Below are 24,332 nucleotides of genomic sequence, written 5' to 3'. Positions count from 1 at the left end.
TGAATGATGCTGTGGCAACCACCTTGGTCGGTGTCTTCGGGATCAGCGGGTCCCTGCTCATGCTGTTCTCCGCGCTTGCGATGTTCCGAGTCCGCGACGCGCTGTCTCGGATCAACGTATTCTCTCCGGCTACCGGTTTGGGGATGCCTCTGATCGTGGTCGCGGTCTACGTCTATGACATCCACACTGAGGGCTTCAGCTGGGGCTCTCTGCTGATGGCCGCTGTCGCCGTGCTGTGTCTGATCATCGTGTCCTCGGTGGCCAGCAACACGCTCTCGCGTGCCAGTGTGCTGTCCGGACAGCCCGTGTACCGCAAGACCGCTCCGAACCGGTTGGCCCGCCCACCCGCGGGAGTCGTCGACGACGATCCGGATTCTCCTGATCAGCCGAGGGCCGGGGCCTGAAGGGTTGGGTCCCAGCTGGTGAGTTCGGGACCCCGGCAGTCTATTCCCTGCCTGTGGTGCGCATCGTGATGTTGATTCTGCCGCCGCCGAGGTGGTCCAGACGACCGTATTCAGGCGCGGTGGCCTCCCGGATGGAGGTCACCCCGTGATAGGCGAAGCGGGCGGGCCCGCCGAAGACGAAAGCATCGCCGGAAGCCAGCCGAATGTCCTCGTAGGGCTTGTTACGGCTGACGGTATTGCCGAACCGGAAGACACACGTGTCGCCAAGGGACAGTGATACGACTGGAGCAGGATCGGATTCGTCCTTGTCCTGGTGCATTCCCATCTTCGCCCGATCGTCGTAGTAGTTCACCAGAGCCACGTCCGGGCAGTACTCTTCGGGCACAAGACCCCAGTGGCTCGTGGTATCAGCAGGGAAGTCGGGATTCTCAGCGACCACCACGGCGGCGTTGGAGACGACTTGGCGCCCCAGACGAGTCATCCAGTCCGGGAACGAAAGCACCCGCTGACCATTGACATCGCGGGCGTGGCGATCGTAGCGGCCAGGCTGCCAGTGCCACCCCAAGCCAATGGTTCTCACACTCATCGGATGCCCGGCGATCGATGTCGCATGAGCGGGCACCGGCCCGGATTGCCACTTCGCGTACTGCCTGATGATCCAGGATTGGGCCGCCTCATCGAGGAATCCAGGGAGCCAGACCGCCCCCGGTGCGATGACGCGGGGGCGGCGGTCGAAGGCCTCGTCGGCGAAGAGTGACTCCATGGCAGGACGACTCCGAACTCAGAACTCGCCGAGTTCGATCGACTCGTCCTGCAGTCGCGCGGCAGAAACGCTCTTGCCGATAAGTGCCCGGAGCTCGTCACCGACGTCCCAGATGTTGACGTTCATGGCCGCCGTGACGGTACCGCCGCGAGCCCAGAACACGATGAACTCACCGCTCGACTTGTCGCCGCGAATGACGACATCGTCGTCGCTGCTGCCGTGACCGACGTATTCCATGCCGAGATCGTACTGGTCCGTGTAGAAGTACGGTTCCCAGTCGTAGACCTTGTCCCCACCGGTGATGGTGGACGCGGCGACTTCGGCCTGGCGCACCGCGTTGTCCCAGTGTTCGACACGCAGACGCTGGTTCAGCAGTGTGTTCTGCGCTGCAGCGATGTCGCCGATGGCGAGGACATTGGCATCGCTTGAGCGCATACGCTCATCGACGATCACACCGTCATCGGTCTCCAGGCCCGCAGCAGTGGCCAGTTCGATGGTCGGGTCTGCACCGATTCCCACGACGACCAGGTCGGCAGGAAGGTCACCGGCACTGGTCTGGACGGATTCCACGGCCGTCGTGCCCGAGAAGCCGGTGGTGTCAGCCTCGGTGACGAACTCGATGCCGTTGGACCGGTGGAGCTCTTCGAAGTACTCACCGATCTCCGCACCGAGGGCCGATTTCAATGGGGGAGTCGAATGCAGGACGACGGTGACAGCGCATCCCGCGTTCTGTGCTGCCGCGGCGACTTCGAGGCCGACCCAGCCACCTCCGATGATGACGACCCTATTGTCCTGACCGAACTGCGAACGGATGGCCACAGCGTCACCGGCATCGCGAAGGGTGTGGATATTGCCCAGATCGGCGCCGGGCACGTCCAAGGCGCGCGGAGTGGAGCCTGTGGCCAAGATGACCTGTCCGTAGACGAGGCTCTCGCCATTGTCGAGGGTGATGCTCTGATTCTGCGCGTCCAGTTCAGTGACAGTGGTGCCGAAGAACGTCGTCACATCGTGGGCGGGATACCAGTCCGCACTGCGCAGTGCCGATTCCGCGGGGTCTGATCCTTCGAGCATGACCTTCTTGGACAGATCCGGACGGTAGTAGGGTGCCGCCGGGTCGGAACCGATGAGAGCGATCGACGCGGTGTAGCCGCCGTCGCGGAGTGCCTCGACGGCTGTTCCGCCGCCGATTCCGGCGCCGATGATGACAGTTCCGAATTCCTGAGCCATTGCCTGCTCCTTCCGAAGGGGAATTTCTCCCACCCTGTACCGCCAGTCACAGAGAGTCAACTGGGGTGAGGACCTCAGCTTCACCGTTTTGTGCACCATGGGGGCTTCGGCGTAAAGTGAGAGCCGAAGGGGCTTTAGCTCAGTTGGTAGAGCGTTTCGTTCGCAATGAAAAGGTCAGGGGTTCGATTCCCCTAAGCTCCACAGGTTTTGTCACAGAGACAACTTGGTCTCACGGAGACATTTTGGTCGTCCAGAGGTGCAGAGGTGGTCGCGGATTGAAGCTGCAGACATTGACCATGACCGGAATTCTGGGCCTCGCAGGTGTCGCACACTTCCTCAGACCCCAGACCTTCGATTCGATCGTTCCGCCCCGTCTGGGCGATCCCCGTGTCTGGACCTATGCCAGCGGTGTTGCCGAACTCGCCTGCGCCACGATGCTCACTGTGCCCGCCACACGCCGACTGGGCGGATCGGCCTCTGCCGCGCTCATGGTCGGTGTCTTTCCGGCAAACATCTACACCGTGAAGAAGCACTGGCACAATCCTCGGGGACGTGCGATCGCACTGGCTCGTCTGCCGCTGCAGGTTCCCCTCGTGTGGATGTCCTGGAACATCGCCAGTGGTCGGGCCGAATCCTCAGACTGAGGGCTAGTGGGCAGCGGTGACCAATTCAGCCGTCGCCCTGGTCATTGACACATAAAGATCCACCCCACCCTGGACACCGGCGCCGAAGCACTGCGGGTCCACGAGGATGACGAGATCGAATTCCAGTCCCTTGACCTCGGCCGGCCGCATCACGGTGACTCGTTCAGCTCTGATCCCATTCCACGAGTCCGGTTCCATCGTGATGACACAGACGATTCCCTCGCTGTGAGAGCCCAACCACGCACTGACCAAGGAAGGTACTCCGTCTGCGCGGATGTGACGGACTGGGACACCTGACTGGCGAACCGAACGCGGTACATTGGCGTGCGAGATCACCCCACGGATCACAGGTTCCGCTTCGCTCATCACCTCGGCGGGGGTGCGGTAGTTGATGCTGAGGTGAACTTCCTCGACGTTGAGCCCGAGGTGGCTCAAGCGCTCGTCCCAGGTCTGGAGGAAGCCCTGACGTGCTTGTGCCGGGTCGCCGACGATGGTGAAGCTCTTGGACGGACACCGGTCAAGGAGCATGTGCCACTGGGCGTCGGTGAGCTCCTGCGCTTCGTCGACGATGATGTGACCGTAGGGACCCGCGAGACGGTCACGGGGGAGGACCTCCCGAGCCGACGGATTGTCCAGAGCGCCTCGCAGGTCCTCGCCCCTGAGCATCTGCATCTGCATCAGTTCACTGTCGTCAGCGGCAACGAGATCAGCTACGACATCCGACATGCGGTCTTGCTCAGCAGCCGCCTCCGCCACGGCACGACGTCTCTGCCTCAGGTCAGCAGGATCACCGATACGACGCCTGGCTGCGTCGATGAATGGAATGTCCGCCTTCGTCCAAACTCCGGCTCCGGATCGCTGCAGCCACGACACATCTTCGTCGCTGAGTTCGGGTGCGACGAGACTCAGGTAGTCCGGGACGGTCCAGATGTCACCCACGATGTCCAAGGGGTCGAGGAGCGGCCAAGCGGTTGTCAGGACCTCTCGCAGATCGGAGTCCTGTCGGACGAAGGCGCGGACCTGGTCTGGTTCGGCCTCCTCATCGGCTTCGACGACGATCTCGGTGAGAATGTCCAGCAGTTCGTTCCAGACGAGATCACGGGCAGTGTTGTGATCGACGTCCGTATCGTGCGCGGAGAACGCCGCGACCCAGTCGCCTGGAGTGACCGTGACTTCACCCCACACCGTGTGGATCGTCAGGGCGGTCGTGGGAGCCTGCTCGTAGATGCTCACGGCTCGGTCGATGACTGCGCCTGGATTCAGCTTCCCTTTGAGGCGAGCGCCGCGCTCGTCATCGTGGGCCGCAGCGGTCTCTGGGACCAGGTCGTCCAGAGTGCAGAGGCGCACACCGTCCTCGCCGAGGCGCGGCAGCACGTCATCGACATACGACAGATACGCGGGATTGGGGCCGACGAAGAGCAGGCCGCCACTGCTGGCGATGCCGGGTTCGGAGTAGAGGAGGTAGGCGGCACGGTGCAGGGCGACTACCGTCTTTCCGGTTCCGGGCCCACCGTCGACGACCAGCGGCGAGTCGGCCGGGGCGCGGATGATCGAGTCCTGGTCGGCCTGGATGGTGGAGAGGACATCGTGCATCTTGGTCGATCGGCTGGCTCCCAGAGAAGCGATGAACGCACCCTGATCATCGAGGGCAGCGTTGTCATCGATGCTCGCCGAGGTGAATCCTTCGTCCCAATAGTCCGTGATCTGACCGTTCGACCAGCGGAAGCGGCGCCGTGTTGACAGTCCCATCGGAGAGGCGAGGGTGGCCGCGAAGAACGGTTCGGCCAGGGGTGCCCGCCAATCGATGAGCAGGCTGTGGCCGTTTTCATCTCGCAGCCCCATCCGACCGATGTAGACGATCTCGCCACTATCAGCGAACACCATGCGCCCCAGGCATATGTCGAGGGCGAAGCGGTGCAGCAGACTCAGTTCGGAGGACAGGCGGTGGATGGCAGAATCTCGGTCGAGTGCGGCCTCGCCAGAACCCGCAGGGGCACGACGGAGATCAGCGAGTCGGGACTCGACGGTGGCGAGCTCGCTGTCGATGCGACCGGAGATCCGAGCAAAATGGGCGTCATCGGCCGCGATGAGTTTCGGCGTGTTCTTGGCAGAGAGTCGGGAGGGCAGATTAAAGACGGTCGAGGGCATCCGGAATCCTTTGTCTAAAAGAGTGAAGACCCCATTGTTCCCCTTGACCAGGGCCTTGCGGCAAGCCCCCATCCGTGGCATATTCTGATCATGGCAGGGGTTGCCGGAATTCGCCCCACAGACCGTCGCGGACGATCCTTATGGGACGACTTCGTCGATGATCCCGCCACCGACATCGACTCCAGCACCGCTGATCCCGGCCCCGACAGCTATCACCCCAGTGCCGAGGAAGCAGAGTTGCTGACAGGTCAGACAAACGAAGGTGTCAGGAGATGCCGAGGAGCTTCCCGCTCTTCGCCAGCTCAGGATCGGTGCAGGAAGCCAGATCGAAACAGCAGGGGCGTCGTTTCCCCGACTCCAGCTTGGAGATCGCGACTTCCACACGGCGTGCGCGGGTGTCAGCGTTCTTCGTCGCTTGGATCCAACGCACCCACTCCCACCGCGCCATCGGTGTCAGCCCAGCCCACACTTCGGTCAGATCGGGTGCGTCGTCAAGTGCTGCGGAGAAGTCCTCGGGAATCGAGGTCTCCGGCCATTCCTTCGTCGGAGTCAATGACACGTCCACGGTGTCGGCATGGTCTGCACCCAACTGTGCATGCACCTCGTCGGTGACATTGATCCAATGTCCGCGCATTCCGTCGGGTTCGACCACCGTGGTGACGTCGACCCCGCCTACCTGCCCATGCGCGGCGACCTGACCACGGGAGGGCAGGTCCGCACTGGCATCGGCGGGCAGGCGCAGGATCGGTCTGTCGTTGATGACTTCCAATTGCGTGGAGAATGTGACGGTTGTGGGAGTGCTCCGCTTCGTGCTCATGATCACCAGGATAGTCTCCGGGCACACTCGTGACTTCTCGATTCCTGACAGCCTGATGAATCAGCCTGCCTCAACCTCATCCCAGTTTCCGTCCCACCCACTCAGGAGATACATGCCCGATCTTCATGAGGCTCTCCAAGACGCCGTTGGGGAAGGGAGCAGCCGCGCCCGAATTCTGGTCCACGTGCACAGCGATGATCTCCTCGGTCGCGACGAGCTGCCCAGCGGCTCTCATCTCGTAGGCCAGATGCACCTTCTTCGACCCTGCGGATACGAGGGCGGGTGTGACCTCCACCTGCGCGCCGAGGTCGACCTCGGCGAGGTAGCGGATGTGGGATTCTACGGTGTAGAGCGAGGTGGAGTGTGCTTCACGATGGTCCTGGCCGAGTCCGATCTGGTCCATCACCTGATTCGTGGCGAAACCGAAGATCAGAACGTAGAAGGCTTCCGACATGTGGCCGTTGTAGTCAATCCAGTCTGAAACCACCTGGGTCCGATAGGTCCCGAGTTCGATCGGCTGCGATTGATTCCGTGATTCTATTCGACCGCTCAGTTCGGTCTCCGCAGACGCTCTTTCTGCTTCGGAAGCAACCGCCGCGCTTGTCCGCCGCTGTGTTCCGTCTACGGCTTCGAGATCGGCCGTGAGCCTGCGCAAGGCGATGATGCCGGCGTCGCGCGTGGCGATGAGATCAGGAATCGTCTTGTCACCACTGGCCACTTCACAGCCGGCCACGACATCATCGCGGAGCTTCTGTGTGAGCTCCGGAGCATCCAGACGGGTCCAGGGTGATTTCAGCGAGGGACCGAAGTGGTCGAGCATGTGTGCCATCCCGCCCTCACCTCCGGCCAGATGGAAGGTGAGCATCGGTCCTTGGAACGGCCAGCGCAGGCCGGGACCATCGGTGATCGACCTGTCGATCTGTTCCACCGTGGCCTCACCATGGTCGATCATGTGCAGAGCCTCTCGCCATTGCGCCTCTTGGAGCCGATTGGCGATGAACCCGGGAACTTCGTGGTCCATTCTGATCACGGATTTCCCGATCCGGGTGTAGAACTCGGCCGCCCAGTCGACGGCAGTAACGGCAGTGGACTCTCCGCCGACGACCTCGACGAGTGGGATGAGATAGGGCGGGTTGAACGGATGCCCGACGACGAGGCGCTCGGGATGCCTGGCGTCGACCGCCATCTCGGTCATGCTGTAACCGGAAGTGGATGACCCGATGACGACGTGTTCGTCACAGACGGCATCGATGCGGGCTAGGAGGCTGCGCTTGAGCTCGAGGTCCTCCGGAGCCGACTCCTGAACGAAACCGGTCCCTGCTAGAGCCTCGGCGAGGTCCGTATGCACCGTCCAGGCATGTCGGTCCGCGCCTGCGACCATGTCGAGTTCGGCCAGTGCAGGCCAGGCTGCATCGATGAGGCGAGTGAGCTTCTCAGCCGCATCCGGCGCCGGGTCCCAGACTCTGACCGTGTATCCCTGAGCCAGAAAGTAGGCGGCCCAACCGCCTCCTATGGTGCCGGCTCCGATGCAGGTGACCGTGGTGATGGATGCGACGTCAGGATAGGACTGGGCAGTCACAGCCGCGCTCACAGATCGAGTCCTGTCACGGTCGGCGCCTGCACCCGCAGATCGAGGATGTCGCGGGTCTCGTCGGGGGTGGCAACTTCTGCGCCGAGGCCCTCGATGATGTCGACAGCGCGTTCGGTCAGCGAAGCGTTGGTGGCCTTGACCCCCTTTGCCAAATACAGATTGTCTTCAAGCCCGACCCGGGCATGGCCTCCGGCGAGAACGGATTGGGCAACCCACGGCAGCTGATTGCGGCCGATGGCGAAGGAGGTGAACTGCGCACCGGTCGGCAGCATATTCACCATGGCCGTGAGGAGCCCGGCATCGACAGGGGCTCCGTAGGGGACTCCCATGCACAGCTGGTAGAGCGGAGGAGGATCGATGAGGCCCTCTTCGACGAGCACATTGGCGAACCACAGGTTCCCGGTGTCGAAGATCTCGAGCTCGGGTCGAACGCCCAGCGTCTGAATCTTCTTCGACCCCTCACGCAGCATGTCAGGAGTGGACACATAGATGTTCGATCCGTCGCCGAAATTCAGGGAACCGCAGTCGAGGGTGCAGATCTCGGGCAGCAGCTCCTCGACGTGGGGAAGGCGTTCGAGGGCATTGACGAGATCCGTGCCCGGCATGTGAGTGGTCGGATCCTGAGGATCGACGACGAGATCTCCACCCATTCCTGCGGTGAGGTTGATGACGGGATCGACGTCGGAGGCACGTATCAAGCGCACGACCTCGCGGTAGTGGGCGACCTCCCGGGAACCCTGCTTGGTGTCGAGGTCGCGGACGTGGATGTGGACAACGGACGCACCGGCACGAGCAGCCGCGATCGCATCATCGGCGATCTCCTGCGGTGTGACGGGTACGTGCTCGCTCTTGTTCGCTGTATCGCCGGCGCCGGTGACGGCACAGGTGAGTATGACCTTGCGATTCATGATGACTCCTCATCAGGGTTGGTGTTGACGATTGCGCGTTTGAGGTAACTGGAGAGTCGACGGCGGAAGGTTGCCACGTCCATGATTCCGGTGAGGACCTTGACCCCCAGGCCGTCGAGCAGCGAGGTCAGCTCATCGGCCATGGCCTCACTGTCCCCGGCGCGGAAGAGCCCATCGGACTGACCGGCCTCGATGGTGGAGCGCACGGTGTGTGACCAGCGTTCGTAGTGAGCCGGGTAGTCAGAGGTATGGGCATCCTCAAGACCGAGCCGAGCCCAGGTCTGGAGCCAGATCGACCACTCGCTGCGTGAGGTGCGGCCGATGGGCGACTGGAGTTCGAGCAGACGTTCGAGCCGGCGGTGTGGGTTGGGAATCTTGTCGAGCCAGGCGATCTGACGGTCGAAGGCGAGCTTGACCGAATAGTCGAGTGTTGCGTCGAAGAGATCGGACTTCCCATCGAAGTAATAGTGAATGCTCGCATTCGAGATCCCAGCGGCGTCCGCGATGTCCGCGATCCGCACCGTCTCATAACCATGGCGGGCGAACAGATCCCATGCCGTCTCGACGATGAGCCTGCGCGGCGAGGAGTCCGGGGGTGGCCCAGGGCTCCGGTCAGTACCTGGCTGGTACCGCAGGGGAGTCGCGGACACCTGCGATTCGTCGCCGAGCAGCCACCTGACCGTCACGCCGGTAGCGGTGGCCAGAGCGAGGAGCTCTTCGGTGCCGAATCTGCGCCGGCCCGACAGAGACTTCGACAGCTTCGTCTCATCGATTCCTATGCTCGCGGCCACATATCGTTGGGACAGATCGCTGGTGCGCAGTGCCTCTTTGGCCCGTTGGGCCGTCACACCGGCGCCGTTGTCACCGACTGCGTTGCGATCCGTCATGGCCGCTAATCTATCTTCCCTATGCGCATATCGCAAGTAATACTGGTGAGAAATCAATACTTGCGAGTGGGATTGTCCCCATCGGTTGCCATGTTCGTACGCTGGAGACCGCAGGGATCAGAGGGGAGCGGATATTCTCGAAGGGATGAACCGATCGCCTGATGACACTGTTCCCACATCGGAGGGGCCCATGAACGACAATCTCCATTCACGCATGCACGTCGTATCCGACGAGACCCGAAACCTCGTCAACCTCGTCCTCGACTACTCGCGTCGGCGCACCTTGGCCGTCGACACTCCACTTGATCATCCGACGACCGAGTCCGAACTCACACGACTGGCCGGACCGACCATCACCGAGGATGGTGTCGGATCATCTCGCGCCCTGGCGATCTTCGAGCACATCTTCGCTCCCGCCTGCATTACAACCGACCACCCGAAATACCTGTCCTTCATTCCGAGCGCGCCGACGAAGGCGGCCGTGGCGTTCGACCTTGTGGTCTCCGCTAGCGCGCTCTACGGAGGCTCGTGGCTCGAGGGAGCGGGCGTCGTCCATGCGGAGAACGAGGTCCTGTCCTGGCTGGCCGGTGAGTTCGGGCTGCCGACGAGCGCCGGCGGCGTCTTCGTTCAGGGAGGCACGATCGGCAACCTGTCAGCACTCGTCGCGGCCCGTGATGCGCGTAAAGCCGCACTCGGCGAGGAGAAGCCGGGGCGCTGGGTCATCGTTTGCAGCGCCGAGGCACATTCCTCGGTCGCCTCGGCAGCAGCTGTGATGGACGTCGACGTAGAGCCGGTTCCGACCGGGGACGACGGCATTCTGCGTCCCGACGGTGTCAGGGCCGCACTTGATGAGCACGGCGATGCCGTCATCGCTGTGGTCGCGACCTCGGGGACGACGAACTTCGGCACCATCGACGATATCGCCGGAATTGCGGCACTCAAGGATGACTTCGACTTCTGGCTCCACGTCGACGGGGCCTATGGGCTGGCTGCGATGCTCTCACCCCTGGCGCGGCACAAGTTCGCCGGCGTCGAATCCGCCGACTCGGTCATCGTCGATCCGCACAAGTGGCTCTTCGCCCCGTTCGACGCCTGCGCGCTTATCTACCGCGATCCGACCTTGGGACGGCGAGCGCACACCCAGCGTGCCGAATATCTCGATACCCTCACCGACGCTGAGGAGTGGAGCCCTTCGGACTACGCCATCCAACTGACCCGGAGGCCACGGGGCCTGCCGTTGTGGTATTCCCTGGCCAGCTACGGTGCCGAGACCTATCGCGAAGCCATCGGCCATTCGATCGAACTGGCGATGCAGATCGGCACAGAGATCAAGAAGCGTCCGAATCTCAAACTTGTCCGCGAGCCCGAACTCTCAGTCGTCGTCTTCGAGCGTGCCGACTGGTCGCGTGAGGACTATCAGCAGTGGTCGGACAGGCTGCTGGACGATCAGCGGGCCTTCGTCGTCCCCAGCTCGCACCAGGGGCGGCCCAACGCCAGGTTCGCGATCGTCAATCCGCTTACGACCTTCGACGATCTCGTCGACATTCTTGACACGATGGAGTGATTCGACGCTCTGAGACTGCTCGCCCCGTGGCGTGAGGCCGTGTTCAGCCCTTGGCGTGAGGCCCTAGGCGTGAGGCCGGGGTCGCGGCCGGAGCTCGACGGTGAATGTGGGCAGGAGGAACTGCGTGATCGGTCCGATTCCCAGAGCATAGAGCGCGGTGCCGATCCCGAAGACGCCGCCGAGGAGCCAGCCGACGATGACCACACTGACCTCGATGAGGGTGCGCACCAGTCGGATCGACTTGCCGGTGACTCGCGACAGGCCTGTCATCAGGCCGTCGCGGGGGCCGGGGCCGAACTGCGAACCGATGTACATCGCCGAGGCGATGCCGTTGAGGATGATGCCGCCGACGAGGAGTGCGATATTCCACCACAGTTCCTCAGGCCGGGGCAGGAAGAGCCGCGTCAGATCGAGAAAGGGTCCGATGAGGAGGGCGTTGAGCAGCGTCCCAAGTCCTGGCTGCTGCTTGAGCGGAATCCAGGTGAGGAGGACGAGGAAGGAGGTGATCGTGACGATGGTGCCGAAGGTCAGGGGCAGGTGCTTGATGATGCCCGAATGGAGTACGTCCCAGGGCATCATGCCCAGCCCGGATGTCACGATCATCGCCATCGATGCGCCGTAGAGGTAGAGGCCGAGGAGCAGCTGCGGCAGTCGACGGGGGAGTCGGCCGCTCTTGAGCTGCTGGATCGGGCCGATATTCGCGAGTTCGCGCTTCGGCACAGGTGTCGATGACATCGTAGGTCTTTCCGGTTCGTTCTGACTGGTATCACCATCTTGTCTCGAACTGGCCTTGTAAAAAATATCCAATTGGAAGAAAGTGGTCATATCGCCACCGGTCGGGTGGACGAGGCATCGACGCAGCGAGGTTGGCATGAGCACGGCAGTGATGAGCGGTCCCAGGTTGGCAGGCATCATCGGCACCGGGCCGTGGCCCGGACCAGCCTATGATTCGCTGACGGCAGGCATCTCGCGCGCCATCGGCGACGGTCGCATCCCGGTCGGGGCCAGGCTGCCCAGTGAGCGTGAGGTCGCGGCAGCGACCGGGCTGTCTCGGACGACGGCCACCCGCGCCTTTGCGAAGCTGCGCGAACAGGGGTTCGTCCTCACCCGGCGCGGTTCCGGAAGCGTGGTCCAGATGCCCGAAGTCCCGGGCGGTCGCATCGATCATCTCCTGACCCCGGCCGGAGCTGACGAGGCGGAGATCGACCTCACCTGCACCGCCTCGGTGGCGCCACCGTGGCTGTTGGGAGCCTACGAACGCGCGGTCAAGCAGATCCACGCCTATCTGCCCGGTACCGGCTACTATCCTTCGGGGCTTCCGGTCCTCAGGGAGCTCATCGCCGAGAGCTACACCGCTCGCGGTGTCCGCACCGATCCAGATCAGATCCTCATCACTTCGGGAGCCTTCGGCGCCGTGGCGATCGCCGTGCGTGCACTCAACGAGAGTCGAGGCCGGGTGCTCATTGAGAGTCCGACCTACCCGAATGCGATCGCGACCCTGGAAGGTGCCGGTGCCTCTCTGATCCCCTATCCGCTCGAAGTGGGACCGGCGGGACACCATTGGGACATCGAGGCCATGGACCACATCGCGCGCCAGACCCGTGTGCGCTCGGCTTATCTGATCCCCGACTTCCACAACCCCACAGGGGCGCTTCTGCCCGAAGAGCAGCGCCCCGAACTTGGCTCCATGCTTCGGCGCAACTCCATGGTGCCGATCTTCGACGAGTCCTTGGTCGAGCTGGGGCTCGATGGAGATCCGACACCCACGCCGATGGCGGCCTTCGTCCCCGATTCGATCACGGCAGGAAGCACCAGCAAGATCTACTGGGGCGGACTGCGCGTCGGGTGGCTGCGAATTCCGGCTCACCGCATCGAGGCGATGGCGTCCACACGTCTGAGCCTCGACCTCGGCGCTCCCGTGCTTGAGCAGCTTGTCGCCGTCGAACTCATGCGTGACCATGACACGATCGTCGGCGCATACCGCGACAAGCTGCGTGCGGCCAGGGACAACCTCGCCGCTCAGGTGCGCGCTCATCTTCCTACGTGGCAGGTCGTTGTGCCCAGCGGAGGCATGGCGCTGTGGTGCCGCCTGCCCGAGGACCGTTCGGGTGCCCTTGCCGTCGCCGCGAGAAGGCACGGGCTCGGGTTGGTCTCCGGACCCAATTTCGCCCCCGCCGGAGGTCTGGACCGGTGGGTCCGTCTGCCATACACCGTCTCCGAGACGCAGTTGGATGAGGTCGGCCCCCGCCTCGCCGCAGCCTGGGGCGATGCTCTGAAGTCCAGCGACCGTGTCCCGGCCGGACGAGCGCGGATCGTCGCCTGAGGCGGTCTGGGTACTATGAGGATATGGACGAGGACCAGGCCGCGAACGAGGGGCTCAACCACAACGGACAGTATTCGACTGCGACGACGGCCGAGGACTTCCGGATCACCATCGCCGAGGTGAATCGGCGCATCGAAGCCGCAGCCGCACGGGCCGGCCGCGACTCCTCTGAGATCGAACTGCTGCCAGTGAGCAAAACGGTTCCGCAGGAGAGGATTCGAGAAGCTGTTGCCGCCGGCTGCCGCAAACTCGGCGAGAACAAGGTGCAGGAGGCCTTCCGGAAGTCGGCCGAGATGTCTGACCTGGACATCGACTGGGCAGTGATCGGTCATCTGCAGTCGAACAAGGCACGTGACGTCGCGAAGTTCGCCTCCGAATTCCAGGCTCTGGACCGGGTGAAGGTCGCAGCTGCTCTGGACCGACGTCTCGAAGCGGCGGATCGCAGCTTGGATGTCTACGTTCAGGTCAACACCTCGGCAGAAGAGTCGAAGTTCGGGATGCCGCCTGAAGAACTTCTGAACTTCCTGCGAGAACTGCGCCAGTTCCCGACCTTGAACGTGCAGGGCCTGATGACTCTCGCGGTGTTCTCCTCCGATCTCGATCGTGTCCGCACCTGCTTCCAGGGTCTGCGGACTCTGCGGGACCAGGCGCAGGAGACCGACCCCGAGCTGATCGGTGCCGGGAAACTCTCAATGGGCATGTCAGGGGATTACGAAGTGGCCATCGAAGAAGGAGCGAACTGCGTTCGTGTCGGCCAGGCTATCTTCGGCAGAAGAGCACTGCCCGACAGCTACTACTGGCCTGAGAACGGCTGACTGCCCCCGCGTGCTGACATCACTGACCAGATATCAGGTTCTCTGGTACCTCATCGCAATAGTCACAGGTGCTGTCATCGGGCTGGGCCTGCCGGTGGCATCATCGTTCGCCGCCGCTGCGATCACGCCCTGCCTCATCGCGCTCCTGTTCGTGACATTCCTCGACATCCCGTTCGATGCCGTTCGTGATTCCTTCACAGACATGAAGTTCCTGGGTGCAGTCGCCCTCGTCAACTTCCTGATCGTCCCGCTGATCGTCGCCGGCCTCTTGATCATCCTGCCTCCTGCTCAGCCCATCATTCTGCCTGTACTCATCGTTCTCCTCACCCCCTGCATCGACTACGTCCTCGTCTTCACCAGATTGGCCGGCGGCGACCACGTAAGCCTGCTGGCAGTGACGCCGGTGCTCATGCTCGTCCAGATCATCCTCCTGCCTGTCTACCTGTGGATCATTCTCGGCACCACAGCAGTCGGACTGATCGCGCCGGGGCCCTTCGTTGCCGCCCTCGTCATCTTCATCCTCCTGCCGCTGGGTTCCTCGGTCGTCGTGCGTCTCCTGTCTCGGAGGTCGACGTCCGTGGATCGCTGCGTCCAGCGTGTCTCGAGGTCGATGGTGCCGACGATGATGCTCACCCTGGCAGCGATCGCCGCCGCGCAGGTGCCCCTGATCGCTTCGCACCTGTCGGAACTCGGTGGTGCCGCAGCGACATTCGTCGTGTTCGCGATCATCATGACCTGCCTCGGCGCGATACTGGCTCGGGTGCTTCCTCTGAGCGTGGGCCAGGGGAGAGGCCTCATCTTCACGGCGGTCACCCGCAATTCGCTGGTCATGCTCCCGATCGTGCGCGCCATCACTGCAGACGGCATCGGTCCCTCGACCGTCGTCGCGCAGACGATGGTCGAGCTTGTCTTCATGCTCCTCCTCGTCCGTCTGGTCCCGCGAATCCTGCCGGACACCGCCGTGTCCGAAAACCGCTAGTATTGTCGTTCTCGGGCGAGCAGAATAGTCACATGCTCACCACAGATCAGTGCTACCAGGCAGTGGCCGGACGCGACAGGCGCTTTGATGGAATGTTCTTCACCGCGGTCCATTCAACGGGCATCTTCTGCCGTCCGTCCTGTCCGGCGAGAACTCCGCTGCGCAAGAACGTCGGCTTCTACCAGACCGCAGCGGCAGCGGCAGAAGCCGGATTCCGGGCCTGCAAACGGTGCCGACCCGATGCCAGCCCGAATTCGCCTGAGTGGGATATTCGGGCCGATGTCACCGCCCGAGCCATGAGACTCATCCAAGATGGTCTCGTCAATCGGGCGGGAATCTCCGGTCTCTCCTCGGCGTTGGGATACAGCCCACGGCAGTTGGGACGAGTGCTGCAGTCCGAGATCGGCGTCGGGCCTCTTGCCATCGCCCGCACCGAACGCGTCAGGACCGCGCGCACGCTGGTCGAATCGACGACCTTGTCGATGAGCGAGATCGCCTTCGCAGCCGGATTCTCGAGCATTCGTCAATTCAACGACACCTTCCGCGCCGTCTATTCGTCGACTCCGCGGGATCTGCGCAGCAGCTCTGGGGAAGTGCGCACCGGACAGGACATCACTGTCCGCCTCGCCTACCGGCCTCCATTCGACCATGCTCACCTGTTCAGGTATCTGAGTGTGCGTGCGATTCCCGGAGTCGAGGACGTCAGCGGTGATCGCTACACCCGTTCGCTGCGATTGGCGCACGGACCTGGTGTCCTGAGCCTGACACCGGGTGCCGGAGACTACATCGAATGCCACCTCCGTTTATCCGATATCCGGGACCTGGGAAGCGCGGTCGCCAGAGCCAGGCGAATCCTCGACCTCGACGCGGACCCTATTGCGGTGCGAGCGACACTGACCGAGGCAGGACTGTCCGCACTCATCGACAGGTACCCGGGCCTCCGCTCCCCAGGAACAGGCGACCCCGTCGAACTCGCAATTCGAACGGTCCTGGGCCAGCAGATCTCGGTCAGCGCCGCGCAGACTCATCTGAACCGTCTGGTGACCACTTATGGTCAGGTGCTGCCTGATGAGCTGAGGGTCGGCACTGTCGACCGGGTGTTTCCCACCGCAGCCGCAGTCTCGGAGATCCCCGACGAGCACTGGTCGCTGCCCGGCCGCAGGATCGCCACCCTTCGAGCGCTGAGCGAACACCTGGCAGACGGCTCGATCGATCTGGGTCCGGGATGTGATCGGACTGAGGTCAACGTCAGCCTGCTCGCCATCCCCGGAATCGGTCCGTGGAGCCTTGGCTACATTCGGATGCGTGCGCTGGGGGACCCCGATGTCCTTCTCAGCTCGGACCTCGGTGTCAGGAAGGCCATGGAGGAGCTCAACGGTTCGGACACGGACATGACCGCCTGGATCCAACAGTTCGACCGCGCCCGACCGTGGAGGTCCTACGTCACCCATCTGCTGTGGGCCCATCACTCCCAGCTACAACCATGAACAGCACGGCGAATCAGGAATGGAGAACACAATGACGATGACACTGACCCAGCCCATGGCGAACCCGGTACGATATTCGATCCTCAACTCGGCATTGGGGAGGATTCTCCTCACCTCCGACGGCGATCACCTGACCGGACTTTACCTTGACGATTTCGATCGGATCCTTGAGCGCCTGGCAATGTCCGGCGATGCCGAACCGGCCCTCGATGACGGACTCACGGTGTTCGCAGCGACAGGGGAGCAGCTCGCCGAGTACTTCGCGGGAACCCGCGTCGCATTCGACATCCCATTGGCCCCGAAAGGCACCGAATTCCAACGCGAAGTCTGGCAGGCGCTGACCACGATTCCCTACGGCGTCACCGCCGGATACGGGGAGCTCGCTGCGTGGATCTGCAGACCGACAGCGGCACGCGCAGTGGGTGCCGCCAATGGTCGGAATCCGATCAGCATCATCGTTCCCTGCCACCGAGTGATCGGAGCGAATGGGGCGCTCACCGGCTATGCCTGGGGTGAAGAGAAGAAGCGGGCACTGCTCGACCTGGAAGCGGGTCGCTGACGGCAGCCTCGCATAAGATGAAGGGCCCGGCCTCATTGTGATGAGGCCGGGCCCTTCATGCGGTGGAGGTAAGGGGATTCGAACCCCTGACCTTCTCCATGCCATGGAGACGCGCTACCAACTGCGCCATACCCCCCGCTTGCTCGATCAATATTACTCAGGTGCACGCGGGACGACAAATCGGCGAGGAGTGACGCTGGCCACACTCGTCAAGTCAGCCGGTGGTGTGGTCAGGCAGTGGCCGGGACCTGGGGGTCTGACGGTAGCCGGGATCAGGCGATCTCCCGGTCCCCGCCACCGAACATCAGATCATGGGCCGAACATAGTAGAGGTACTTCGCGACTTCGCGTTCGCGCTGCTCCTTCACCTGCTCATCTCGAGCGAGTCTGTGAAGCTGCGCCTGACGACGGTCTCGGTGAGTAGCCTGTTTGCGATCCTTTGGTGCGGCAGTCGGACGGCGGGCCCATTGGATCAACTTGAGCCCGGTGTTCAGTGCCACACGCCGTGGATATGTGATTGTGAATGCCGTGGACAAAACGATTCCTTAATGTTTTAGGGCAGGGGTAATGCCCAAATGAGGGTGAGTGAAAATGTTCGAGGACAATGAGCTGATGAAAGGCCCGAAGACTCGAATGAAAGCGACTTCTGGGTAATGAATTCACGGATCGATGTCCGCAATCATCTGAGCCTTGGTGGAGATCAGATGACTTGACGGCAGCAGCCCGCAGGCGGGCTCAATCGGATGGTGGTTCAAGGTCCCAAAGGTCGGCGGTGTTCATGAATGAACGCACCTGATGAACAACGGCGTCCTGGGCGAGGTCACCTCAGGCGTGAATGCGCCGTGTGTGCGCCAACGGTGGCGACACAACGGTATGGCCTGGGTGATCCTGCAGCAGAGAAAATACCGGCGTTCGGATGACCGGTGGAGAAAGACGTAAGATGCGGCTGAAATTCAGCCGACGAGCCCTTGTCCGCCAGTCAAGCAGGCAGTGTTCCCGGTCCAGCAATGCTGGGGATTCGGAGATGCGATAAGTTTCGGCATAGTTCTGCGCTCCCTTCTTGGTCGTGGATCTCGTTTGAGCGGCGTCAACGCTCAAGATGGACTATTGCAATTCTGGGGTTTATGCGAATCCGTAATTGCACTGTCGAATTTATCACAGGTGAAGAACTGTGGGGAGGTTTTGTTCATTCTTTCTGAACTTTATTGCGGTGAATGACAATCGTGGTCTATTCGGGCCGATCATCGATGCGCACTGTCACGTGGAGCACCTTTCCATGGGTTCGGGATGTGAGGTCGAAGAATGCTGACCTGCCGACGTAGAATCTTCTCAGACTCGCGACTTACTGGGAGAAGAAATGTCACAGCCTGCTGCCACCCCTCGACGACTGGTCGTCGGATACATCGCCACCGACCGTGGACGCGACGCCATCGCTCTGGCCATCTCACTGGCACGTTCGGCTGGGATCGAACTCATTGTGTCGATCGTGCGTCCGGAGTCATCGACCTTCACCGCAGGCAATTCGATTCCGCAGGACGGCACTGGGATCGTCTCGCAGCAGCTCGAAGACTGGCTCGACGAGGCACTGGCCCTGGTGCCCGATGATGTCACGGCCCGCGGTGTCATTCACACCTCGTCCAACGAGTCCAAGGGTCTGATGGAGGTCGCGGAGACCGAGGGCGCACTCGGCATCGTCATCGGTGCTCGAGCCACGACGCTGATGCGCTCATTCCGCATCGGGACGGTCGCAACCTCGTTGCTCCATTCCTCAACGGTCCCGGTGGTTCTGGCTCCGGCAGGCAACTCGGACATCGGTCCCGTCTCCCGAATCACCACACTCTTCGGCGCCCGCCCCGGAGCAGCGGCGCTGATCGGCGCCGCTGTGCAGTCAGCTGCGGCCCTCGACGTCGACCTGCGGCTGCTGTCCCTGATCGAGAACGACGGGCTCGGCGAGGACGATACCGTGGAGATTCAGGAATTCGCCGAGGAGTACGGGGGAGCGGTGTTGGCCGGCCGCGCGGCTGAGATGTTCGAGTCGGGTCGAGCCGTCGTCAAGTCTCAGGCCGGAGCCGACATCGAAGACGCGGCCGCGAACGTGGACTTCCAGCCTGGCGAGATCGCATTCATCGGTTCGAGCAGACTTGGCCGTGGCGGTCGCGTCTTCATCGGTGCGCGTGCCAGGCGTCTGCTGCGTGTTCTGCCGGTACCCGTCGTCGTTGTGCCCCGGCGCGCGATCAGCACCGTCTCGTCGAAGTGAGCCTCTCTGCTCCTGAGCGCACCGACTTCACCGTCGACGGGCACCCCACCGCCGTGTGGGTGCACTCCTCGGGTTCGACTGCGCGTCCTGTGCTCATGGTCCATGGATTCCGCGGCGATCACCACGGAATGGACCTCATGGCAGGGGCGATCCGTGATCGCGATGTCATCGTCGGCGATCTTCCCGGATTCGGCCTCACGCCTCCACTGTCGGCAGGTCTGAGCCTTGACAGCTACTGCGACCATCTCGTCGGGCTCATCGCAGAGGTGACTTCGCGTTGGCAGGCCGCGCCGATCGTTCTCGGCCACTCCTTCGGCTCGATTCTGGTCGCACATATGGCTGCGCGCCGACCGGCGACTGTCGGTGAGCTCATCCTCATCAACCCGATCACGACACCGGCGCTCGAAGGCTCCGCCAAAGTGCTGACGGCTCTGACCCGTCTCTATTACAACCTCGGAGCCCGGCTGCCGGAGACGATCGGTCACCAGCTGCTGGCCAATCCGGTCATCGTGCGGGCGATGAGTGAGGTCATGGCCACCACCGGTGACCGCGGTCTGCGCCGCTATATCCACGATCAGCATGCTCGGCATTTCTCCACCTTCAGCGATCGGGATTCACTGGCAGCGGCCTTCGAGGTTTCGGTCGCCCACACCGTCACCGAGGTGGCCGGCGACCTGAGGATGCCCATGCTCGTCATCGCCGGAGAAAAGGACGCCATCGCCCCGATCCCGGCAACTCGCGAATTCACATCGAAGTTGGCGTGTGCACAGTTCGTCGAGCTCTCCGGTGTGGGGCACTTGGTGCACTATGAGCGTCCCGAGGAAGCCGCCTCGGCGATTGTGGGATTCTGTCGCGGCAGGGAATGAACACCGAAAGGGGGCCGATGCGAATCATCGCATCGGCCCCCTTTCGCTCATTCGAGGGACTCAGCCCTTACGGTCAACGATCCAGTGATAGACCATGGGGACGATGAACGCGAGGCAGGAGGCGAGCAGACCGGCCCAGAAGAGCCAGAACTCGGTCCCCGGAGCGCCGAAGAATCCGGCACCGAAGAGGTAGAGACCGAACACGAAGAGGGCAAACGAGAAGATGAAGACGATGACGTCAGCCAACGATGCTGAGTTCCGAGTTCTCTTCGTGGTGGCGATGTTGGACATGTTCTCCTCCGACGGTCATTGGGGTGCAGACTGACACACTGAAATGAAGTCTACACGCAGTAGAGAAGATTCCGGGTGCGGCTGATGCCCGAGTCACGGTGGGAACTGATCAGTCGCGTGCGGAGCTCTTCTCCGGGACCAACCAGCCCAGAAGGGCTGAGACGATCGAGATGATGATCGCGGCGAGGATGGCCGAAGGGAAGAAGGTGTCGATGGTGAACTGGAACGGGGTGAAGCCGCTGAGCCAGCTGGTCAGCGCCAACATGATCGCATTGATGACGATCGAGAACAGCCCCAGAGTCAGACACGTGATCGGTGCGGACACGAAGCTGAGGATCGGTTTGATGAACGCGTTCGCCAGACCGAAGATCAACCCGACGACGAGGTAGGAGATGATCGTGGCGGCGATCGGCCCGGTCTGGTCTTCCACGACTCGGTTTCCTGCGATGGCAACGCCAGGCAGAATCCAAGCCGCAACCCAGATCGCACATGCGTTGACGACTACTCGAGAGAGGAAGTTCATGCAGATATCCTCCCATTCTCGTCTGCATTCTTACTGAGTCGCGGATGGGAATGAGGTCTGTGCCAGACGGCGAAGGTGAGCAAGCTCAAACGCTTGAGTTCACGATCACCCTCGTCTGCAGGCTCCGATCCCGGTAGCCTGGAAGAAGCGCCCTCTGGCGCCGACACCGACAGCAGAGTGCATCTACCGAGTGATTTTGATCCAGGTCACCACGGCGGCACCGATCCCCATCGCAATGATGGGGGAGAAACTGGATTGATATGCCCAGCAACGACATCCGCACCCGCCCCGATCAGGTCGCAGCACCGACGCTGCTGAGCATCGTGGGACGCACCTACTTCCCGATCGCCTTCGTGGCCAGATTGCCCTATGCCATGGTGGTCATCGGTGTCCTCACTCTCGTCGTCGCCGGGCGTGACTCGCTGAGCCTGGGTGGAGTCAACTCCGCCATGGTCGGCCTGGGAACGGCGATCTTCGGCTCCTTCATCGGCGCCGCAGCTGATCGTTGGGGACAACGCCGCGTCCTGCTGATCGTCGGTCTGCTCAACAGCGTCGCCCTGATCTTCATGGCCTGGGTCGTCTTCAGCCCCCTCCCTGATTCGGTAGTGCTCATCGCCGCCTTCGCCATCGGTGCGACAGCACCGCAGGTCGCCCCGATGTCACGCTCACGCCTCGTTGAGATCATCATGTCCACGCTCAACGGCCCCAGACAGCGGAAGACTCTCAACGGCACAATGGCCTACGAGTCGGCAGCCGACGAGTTCGTCTTCGTCTTCGGCCCCTTCATCGTCGGCCTCCTCGCCACGACCCTCCACCCGGTCGCGCCGATCATCGGCGCGGTCATCATGACCTTGGTCTTCGTGTCCTCGTTCGCTCTCCACCCCACGGGCAGGGCAGTTGTGAGCACCTCAGCTCAACCACGAGTCCAGGCTCCGGCCAAGGAGCTGTTCACCTTCGGTGTCTTCGTCGTCGTCCTCGGAGTGTTCGGCATCGGGCTCGTATTCGGGTCGACGCTGACAGCACTGACATCACTGACGAAGGACCTCGGACGCCCTGAGGAAGCCGGTCTCGTCTACGGAATCATGGGCATCGGCTCCGCCATTCTGGCCATCACCGTCGCGGTGTTCTCCCCACGCTATGCGCTATGGGCAAGACTGCTCTCCTTCGCACCCCTGATGCTCATCGGGGCCGTGATCATGGCGTCGTCGACGTCGATGGTCACCGTGATCATCGCCCTGCTGCTCATGGGCTGTGCGGTCGGGCCGACCTTGGTGACCCTGTTCAGCCTCGCTGCCGAACGCAGTCCGCTCGGTCGCTCGGCGACCGTGATGTCCATGGCGGGTTCCGCGATCATCGTCGGCCAGTCAGTGGCATCGGCAGTCAATGGGATCCTCGCCGAGGAGGCCGGAACCTCGGCCGCCATGGCTGTTCCGATGGCGGCTTCCGCACTCGTCCTCGTCGCCGGCCTCCTCAACCTCCTCGTCGGCAGACAAGCCCGAGAAAGAGATCTGGTTCACTCGTAGCTTCCGCTTGCTGGGACGCGACGTCCCAGCATTGAGATCGTGTGACCTGAGCAATAACGGGGAGTAGCATTGCCGCTTGTTCACAGTGAATCGCGCATTGCAGTGCGCGTTTGCACGCTACAACGGAAAGCACGATATGTCATCAAGCACCTCAGCCACTGAGGCCACGCGGAACGACACCCGATTCTTCGGGCACCCGCTTCCGCTCATGCAGCTCTTCAGCCTCGAACTGTGGGAACGGTTCTCCTACTACGGCATGAACGGCATCCTCGCCATCTATCTGTACTTCCAGGTATCCGAGGGCGGCCTGGGCATGCCTCAGCCGACAGCCATCGGAATCGTCGGCGCCTACGGCGGCGCCGTGTTCTTGGCGACGATCCTCGGCGCATGGGTCGCAGACCGGATCCTCGGCGCGGAGAAGATCCTCTTCTACTCGGCGATCATCATCATGGTCGGCCACATCTGCCTGGCGCTCATCCCTGGATTCGGCGGAGTCGCCGCCGGTCTCATCCTCGTCGCTCTCGGATCCGGTGGCCTCAAGGCCAACGCCTCGGCCCTCGTCGGTGAGCTCTATTCGGAGAAGGACCCGCGCAGGGATGCCGGGTTCACGCTGTTCTACATGGGCGTCAACCTCGGTGCCTTCCTGGGACCGCTCATCACCGGCCTCCTGCAGAAGGAGATCGGCTTCCATTTCGGCTTCGGTGCCGCAGCTGTCGGTATGGCTCTGGGACTGATCATCTATGCCACAGGTCGGAAGAACCTGCCGGACGAATCGCGCGGCGCGGTCAACCCGCTGCCGACTTCGAGGCTCTACCTCTTCATAGCGGCCATTGTCCTTGCAGTCGTCCTCATCGTCGTGCTCTGGTTCTCAGGTGTCGTGAACCCGGACAATCTGGACTGGTGGATCGCGGGAATCTCGGCGGGCGCTGCGGCATGCTACTTCGTCGTCATGTACGTCAGCCCGCAGACGAACTCCGACGAACGCTCACGCGTGCTGGCGTTCATTCCCTTCTTCGTCACCTGCGTGGTCTTCTGGTCCCTGTACCAGCAGATCTTCGGGACGCTCACCGCGTACTCGGACACTCAGATGAATCGCGTGATCTTCGGCTGGCAGATGCCGATCAACTGGCTCCAGCTCATCCCACCGATCTTCGTCATCGCCTTCGCCCCGGTCTTCTCGGCCATCTGGTTCAAGCTCGGCACGCGCCAGATCTCGACTCCCGTCAAGGCAGGGCTCTCGCTCATCCTCATCGGCATCGCATTCCTGCTGTTCCTGCCGTATGCGAATGCCGGCGCGCATGAGACTCCTCTGCTGTGGGTGGCCTTCATCCTGCTCCTCTTCGTCTTCGCCGAACTGCTCATCTCTCCGATCGGTCTGTCCTTCTCCTCGAAGGTCGCACCGAAGGTGTTCCAGTCACAGATGATCGCCGTGTTCTTCCTCGCCTCCGGTGTGGGAACCGCACTGTCGGGTGTCCTCGGCGGCTACTACTCGGCCGACAATCAGACGCCGTACTGGACTTCGATCGGCGCAGCATCGATCATTCTCGGTCTGCTGGCTCTGACCCTGACGAAGCCGATGCTCAAGGCACTGCGCGGAATCCGCTGACACCTCGCACAGGGACACTTCCCGCTTGCGCATGCTCTGACTCGATGAGACGCCCTGGCTCACACCTCGTGATCCAGGGCGTTTCGTCATGTGCGCAGGAGAAGCCTGGCACTGTTGGATGACAACTGCGGCCAGCGGTGGGCTCTTACAC

23 protein-coding genes and 2 tRNA genes are annotated in these 24,332 nt (G+C 62.5%); 13 read left to right on the top strand and 12 right to left on the bottom strand.

Going from position 1 to position 24,332, the window contains the following annotated elements:
- Positions 1-11: 11 nt before the first annotated feature.
- Complete coding sequence (locus JTF07_RS07670) at positions 12-404, top strand: cation:proton antiporter (RefSeq protein WP_353843909.1); 393 nt, start codon at positions 12-14, stop codon at positions 402-404.
- Positions 405-444: 40 nt separating this feature from the next.
- Here JTF07_RS07670 and JTF07_RS07665 read toward each other — a convergent pair whose 3' ends face one another.
- Together JTF07_RS07665 and JTF07_RS07660 are read right to left on the bottom strand one after the other, a co-directional pair.
- Entirely contained in the window at positions 445-1,167 is a 723-nt protein-coding gene (locus JTF07_RS07665) for an alpha-ketoglutarate-dependent dioxygenase AlkB (RefSeq protein ID WP_204233707.1), read from the bottom strand.
- 18 nt (positions 1,168-1,185) lie between these two features.
- Positions 1,186-2,394 carry an NAD(P)/FAD-dependent oxidoreductase gene (locus tag JTF07_RS07660; RefSeq protein WP_204233706.1) on the bottom strand — a complete coding sequence of 403 codons (1,209 nt, stop codon included), beginning with the start codon at positions 2,392-2,394 and terminating at the stop codon, positions 1,186-1,188.
- Positions 2,395-2,522: 128 nt separating this feature from the next.
- On the opposite strand from JTF07_RS07660, the gene JTF07_RS07655 reads away from it, so the two are divergent.
- Positions 2,523-2,595, top strand: a tRNA-Ala gene (locus JTF07_RS07655).
- A 95-nt stretch (positions 2,596-2,690) separates the two neighbouring features.
- Positions 2,691-3,038 carry a DoxX family protein gene (locus tag JTF07_RS07650; protein WP_204233705.1) on the top strand — a complete coding sequence of 116 codons (348 nt, stop codon included), beginning with the start codon at positions 2,691-2,693 and terminating at the stop codon, positions 3,036-3,038.
- A 3-nt stretch (positions 3,039-3,041) separates the two neighbouring features.
- Here JTF07_RS07650 and helR read toward each other — a convergent pair whose 3' ends face one another.
- From helR to JTF07_RS07625, 5 genes are all read right to left on the bottom strand, one after another.
- Positions 3,042-5,186 (bottom strand): RNA polymerase recycling motor ATPase HelR, encoded by a 2,145-nt coding sequence (gene helR, locus JTF07_RS07645; protein ID WP_204233704.1) that lies wholly within the window; start codon positions 5,184-5,186, stop codon positions 3,042-3,044.
- A gap of 265 nt (positions 5,187-5,451) precedes the next feature.
- Positions 5,452-6,003, bottom strand: coding sequence for a YdeI/OmpD-associated family protein (locus JTF07_RS07640; RefSeq protein ID WP_204233703.1), 552 nt, complete (start codon positions 6,001-6,003; stop codon positions 5,452-5,454).
- Between the two features lie 76 nt (positions 6,004-6,079).
- Positions 6,080-7,594 (bottom strand): 3-hydroxyacyl-CoA dehydrogenase NAD-binding domain-containing protein, encoded by a 1,515-nt coding sequence (locus JTF07_RS20855; protein WP_204233702.1) that lies wholly within the window; start codon positions 7,592-7,594, stop codon positions 6,080-6,082.
- Entirely contained in the window at positions 7,591-8,502 is a 912-nt protein-coding gene (locus JTF07_RS07630) for a beta-keto acid cleavage family enzyme (protein ID WP_204233701.1), read from the bottom strand. Before JTF07_RS07630 ends, JTF07_RS20855 begins: the two co-directional genes overlap by 4 nt.
- A complete protein-coding gene (locus tag JTF07_RS07625; RefSeq protein ID WP_204233700.1) occupies positions 8,499-9,389 on the bottom strand; it encodes a TetR family transcriptional regulator C-terminal domain-containing protein in 891 nt (296 codons plus the stop codon). Before JTF07_RS07625 ends, JTF07_RS07630 begins: the two co-directional genes overlap by 4 nt.
- Before the next feature lie 190 nt (positions 9,390-9,579).
- On the opposite strand from JTF07_RS07625, the gene JTF07_RS07620 reads away from it, so the two are divergent.
- Complete coding sequence (locus JTF07_RS07620) at positions 9,580-10,953, top strand: pyridoxal phosphate-dependent decarboxylase family protein (RefSeq protein WP_204233699.1); 1,374 nt, start codon at positions 9,580-9,582, stop codon at positions 10,951-10,953.
- 63 nt (positions 10,954-11,016) lie between these two features.
- Here JTF07_RS07620 and yczE read toward each other — a convergent pair whose 3' ends face one another.
- Complete coding sequence (gene yczE / locus JTF07_RS07615) at positions 11,017-11,688, bottom strand: membrane protein YczE (RefSeq protein ID WP_204233698.1); 672 nt, start codon at positions 11,686-11,688, stop codon at positions 11,017-11,019.
- 136 nt (positions 11,689-11,824) lie between these two features.
- Here yczE and yczR point away from each other — a divergent pair, with 136 nt between their 5' ends.
- The 5 genes from yczR to JTF07_RS07590 are packed head-to-tail and all read left to right on the top strand — an operon-like array spanning position 11,825 to position 17,116.
- Positions 11,825-13,276: a MocR-like transcription factor YczR gene (yczR, locus tag JTF07_RS07610; protein WP_252199614.1), complete on the top strand. Its 1,452-nt coding sequence runs from the start codon at positions 11,825-11,827 to the stop codon at positions 13,274-13,276.
- Between the two features lie 23 nt (positions 13,277-13,299).
- Positions 13,300-14,091 carry a YggS family pyridoxal phosphate-dependent enzyme gene (locus JTF07_RS07605; RefSeq protein WP_204233697.1) on the top strand — a complete coding sequence of 264 codons (792 nt, stop codon included), beginning with the start codon at positions 13,300-13,302 and terminating at the stop codon, positions 14,089-14,091.
- Between the two features lie 10 nt (positions 14,092-14,101).
- Positions 14,102-15,070, top strand: a complete 969-nt coding sequence (locus tag JTF07_RS07600) for an arsenic resistance protein (protein ID WP_204233696.1) — start codon at positions 14,102-14,104, stop codon at positions 15,068-15,070.
- A gap of 32 nt (positions 15,071-15,102) precedes the next feature.
- On the top strand, positions 15,103-16,557 hold the full coding sequence (locus JTF07_RS07595; protein ID WP_204233695.1) for a DNA-3-methyladenine glycosylase 2 family protein: 1,455 nt from the start codon (positions 15,103-15,105) through the stop codon (positions 16,555-16,557).
- A gap of 31 nt (positions 16,558-16,588) precedes the next feature.
- Positions 16,589-17,116, top strand: coding sequence for a methylated-DNA--[protein]-cysteine S-methyltransferase (locus tag JTF07_RS07590; protein WP_353843908.1), 528 nt, complete (start codon positions 16,589-16,591; stop codon positions 17,114-17,116).
- Between the two features lie 63 nt (positions 17,117-17,179).
- On the opposite strand, the gene JTF07_RS07585 is transcribed toward JTF07_RS07590, so the two are convergent.
- A tRNA-Ala gene (locus JTF07_RS07585) sits at positions 17,180-17,252 on the bottom strand.
- 168 nt (positions 17,253-17,420) lie between these two features.
- Positions 17,421-17,615, bottom strand: a complete 195-nt coding sequence (locus tag JTF07_RS07580; RefSeq protein WP_204233694.1) for a hypothetical protein — start codon at positions 17,613-17,615, stop codon at positions 17,421-17,423.
- An 857-nt stretch (positions 17,616-18,472) separates the two neighbouring features.
- On the opposite strand from JTF07_RS07580, the gene JTF07_RS07575 reads away from it, so the two are divergent.
- Both JTF07_RS07575 and JTF07_RS07570 read left to right on the top strand, forming a co-directional pair.
- Entirely contained in the window at positions 18,473-19,372 is a 900-nt protein-coding gene (locus tag JTF07_RS07575; RefSeq protein WP_204233693.1) for a universal stress protein, read from the top strand.
- Positions 19,369-20,238: an alpha/beta fold hydrolase gene (locus JTF07_RS07570; protein WP_204233692.1), complete on the top strand. Its 870-nt coding sequence runs from the start codon at positions 19,369-19,371 to the stop codon at positions 20,236-20,238. The genes JTF07_RS07575 and JTF07_RS07570 overlap by 4 nt, the downstream gene beginning before the upstream one ends.
- Before the next feature lie 60 nt (positions 20,239-20,298).
- Here the strand turns inward: JTF07_RS07570 and JTF07_RS07565 are convergent, their stop codons facing one another.
- Together JTF07_RS07565 and JTF07_RS07560 are read right to left on the bottom strand one after the other, a co-directional pair.
- Complete coding sequence (locus tag JTF07_RS07565) at positions 20,299-20,529, bottom strand: hypothetical protein (protein ID WP_204233691.1); 231 nt, start codon at positions 20,527-20,529, stop codon at positions 20,299-20,301.
- A gap of 109 nt (positions 20,530-20,638) precedes the next feature.
- Positions 20,639-21,052 (bottom strand): phage holin family protein, encoded by a 414-nt coding sequence (locus tag JTF07_RS07560; RefSeq protein WP_204233690.1) that lies wholly within the window; start codon positions 21,050-21,052, stop codon positions 20,639-20,641.
- 260 nt (positions 21,053-21,312) lie between these two features.
- Here JTF07_RS07560 and JTF07_RS07555 point away from each other — a divergent pair, with 260 nt between their 5' ends.
- On the top strand, positions 21,313-22,575 hold the full coding sequence (locus JTF07_RS07555) for an MFS transporter (RefSeq protein ID WP_204233689.1): 1,263 nt from the start codon (positions 21,313-21,315) through the stop codon (positions 22,573-22,575).
- A gap of 136 nt (positions 22,576-22,711) precedes the next feature.
- Positions 22,712-24,181, top strand: coding sequence for a peptide MFS transporter (locus JTF07_RS07550; RefSeq protein ID WP_204233688.1), 1,470 nt, complete (start codon positions 22,712-22,714; stop codon positions 24,179-24,181).
- The last annotated feature ends 151 nt before the right edge of the window (positions 24,182-24,332 follow it).

Source organism: Brevibacterium sp. RIT 803, from assembly GCF_016892625.1.
Lineage (GTDB): Bacteria > Actinomycetota > Actinomycetes > Actinomycetales > Brevibacteriaceae > Brevibacterium.
The sequence above is the reverse complement of the archived record's forward strand: the minus strand, read 5'-3'. Positions and strand labels throughout refer to the sequence as shown.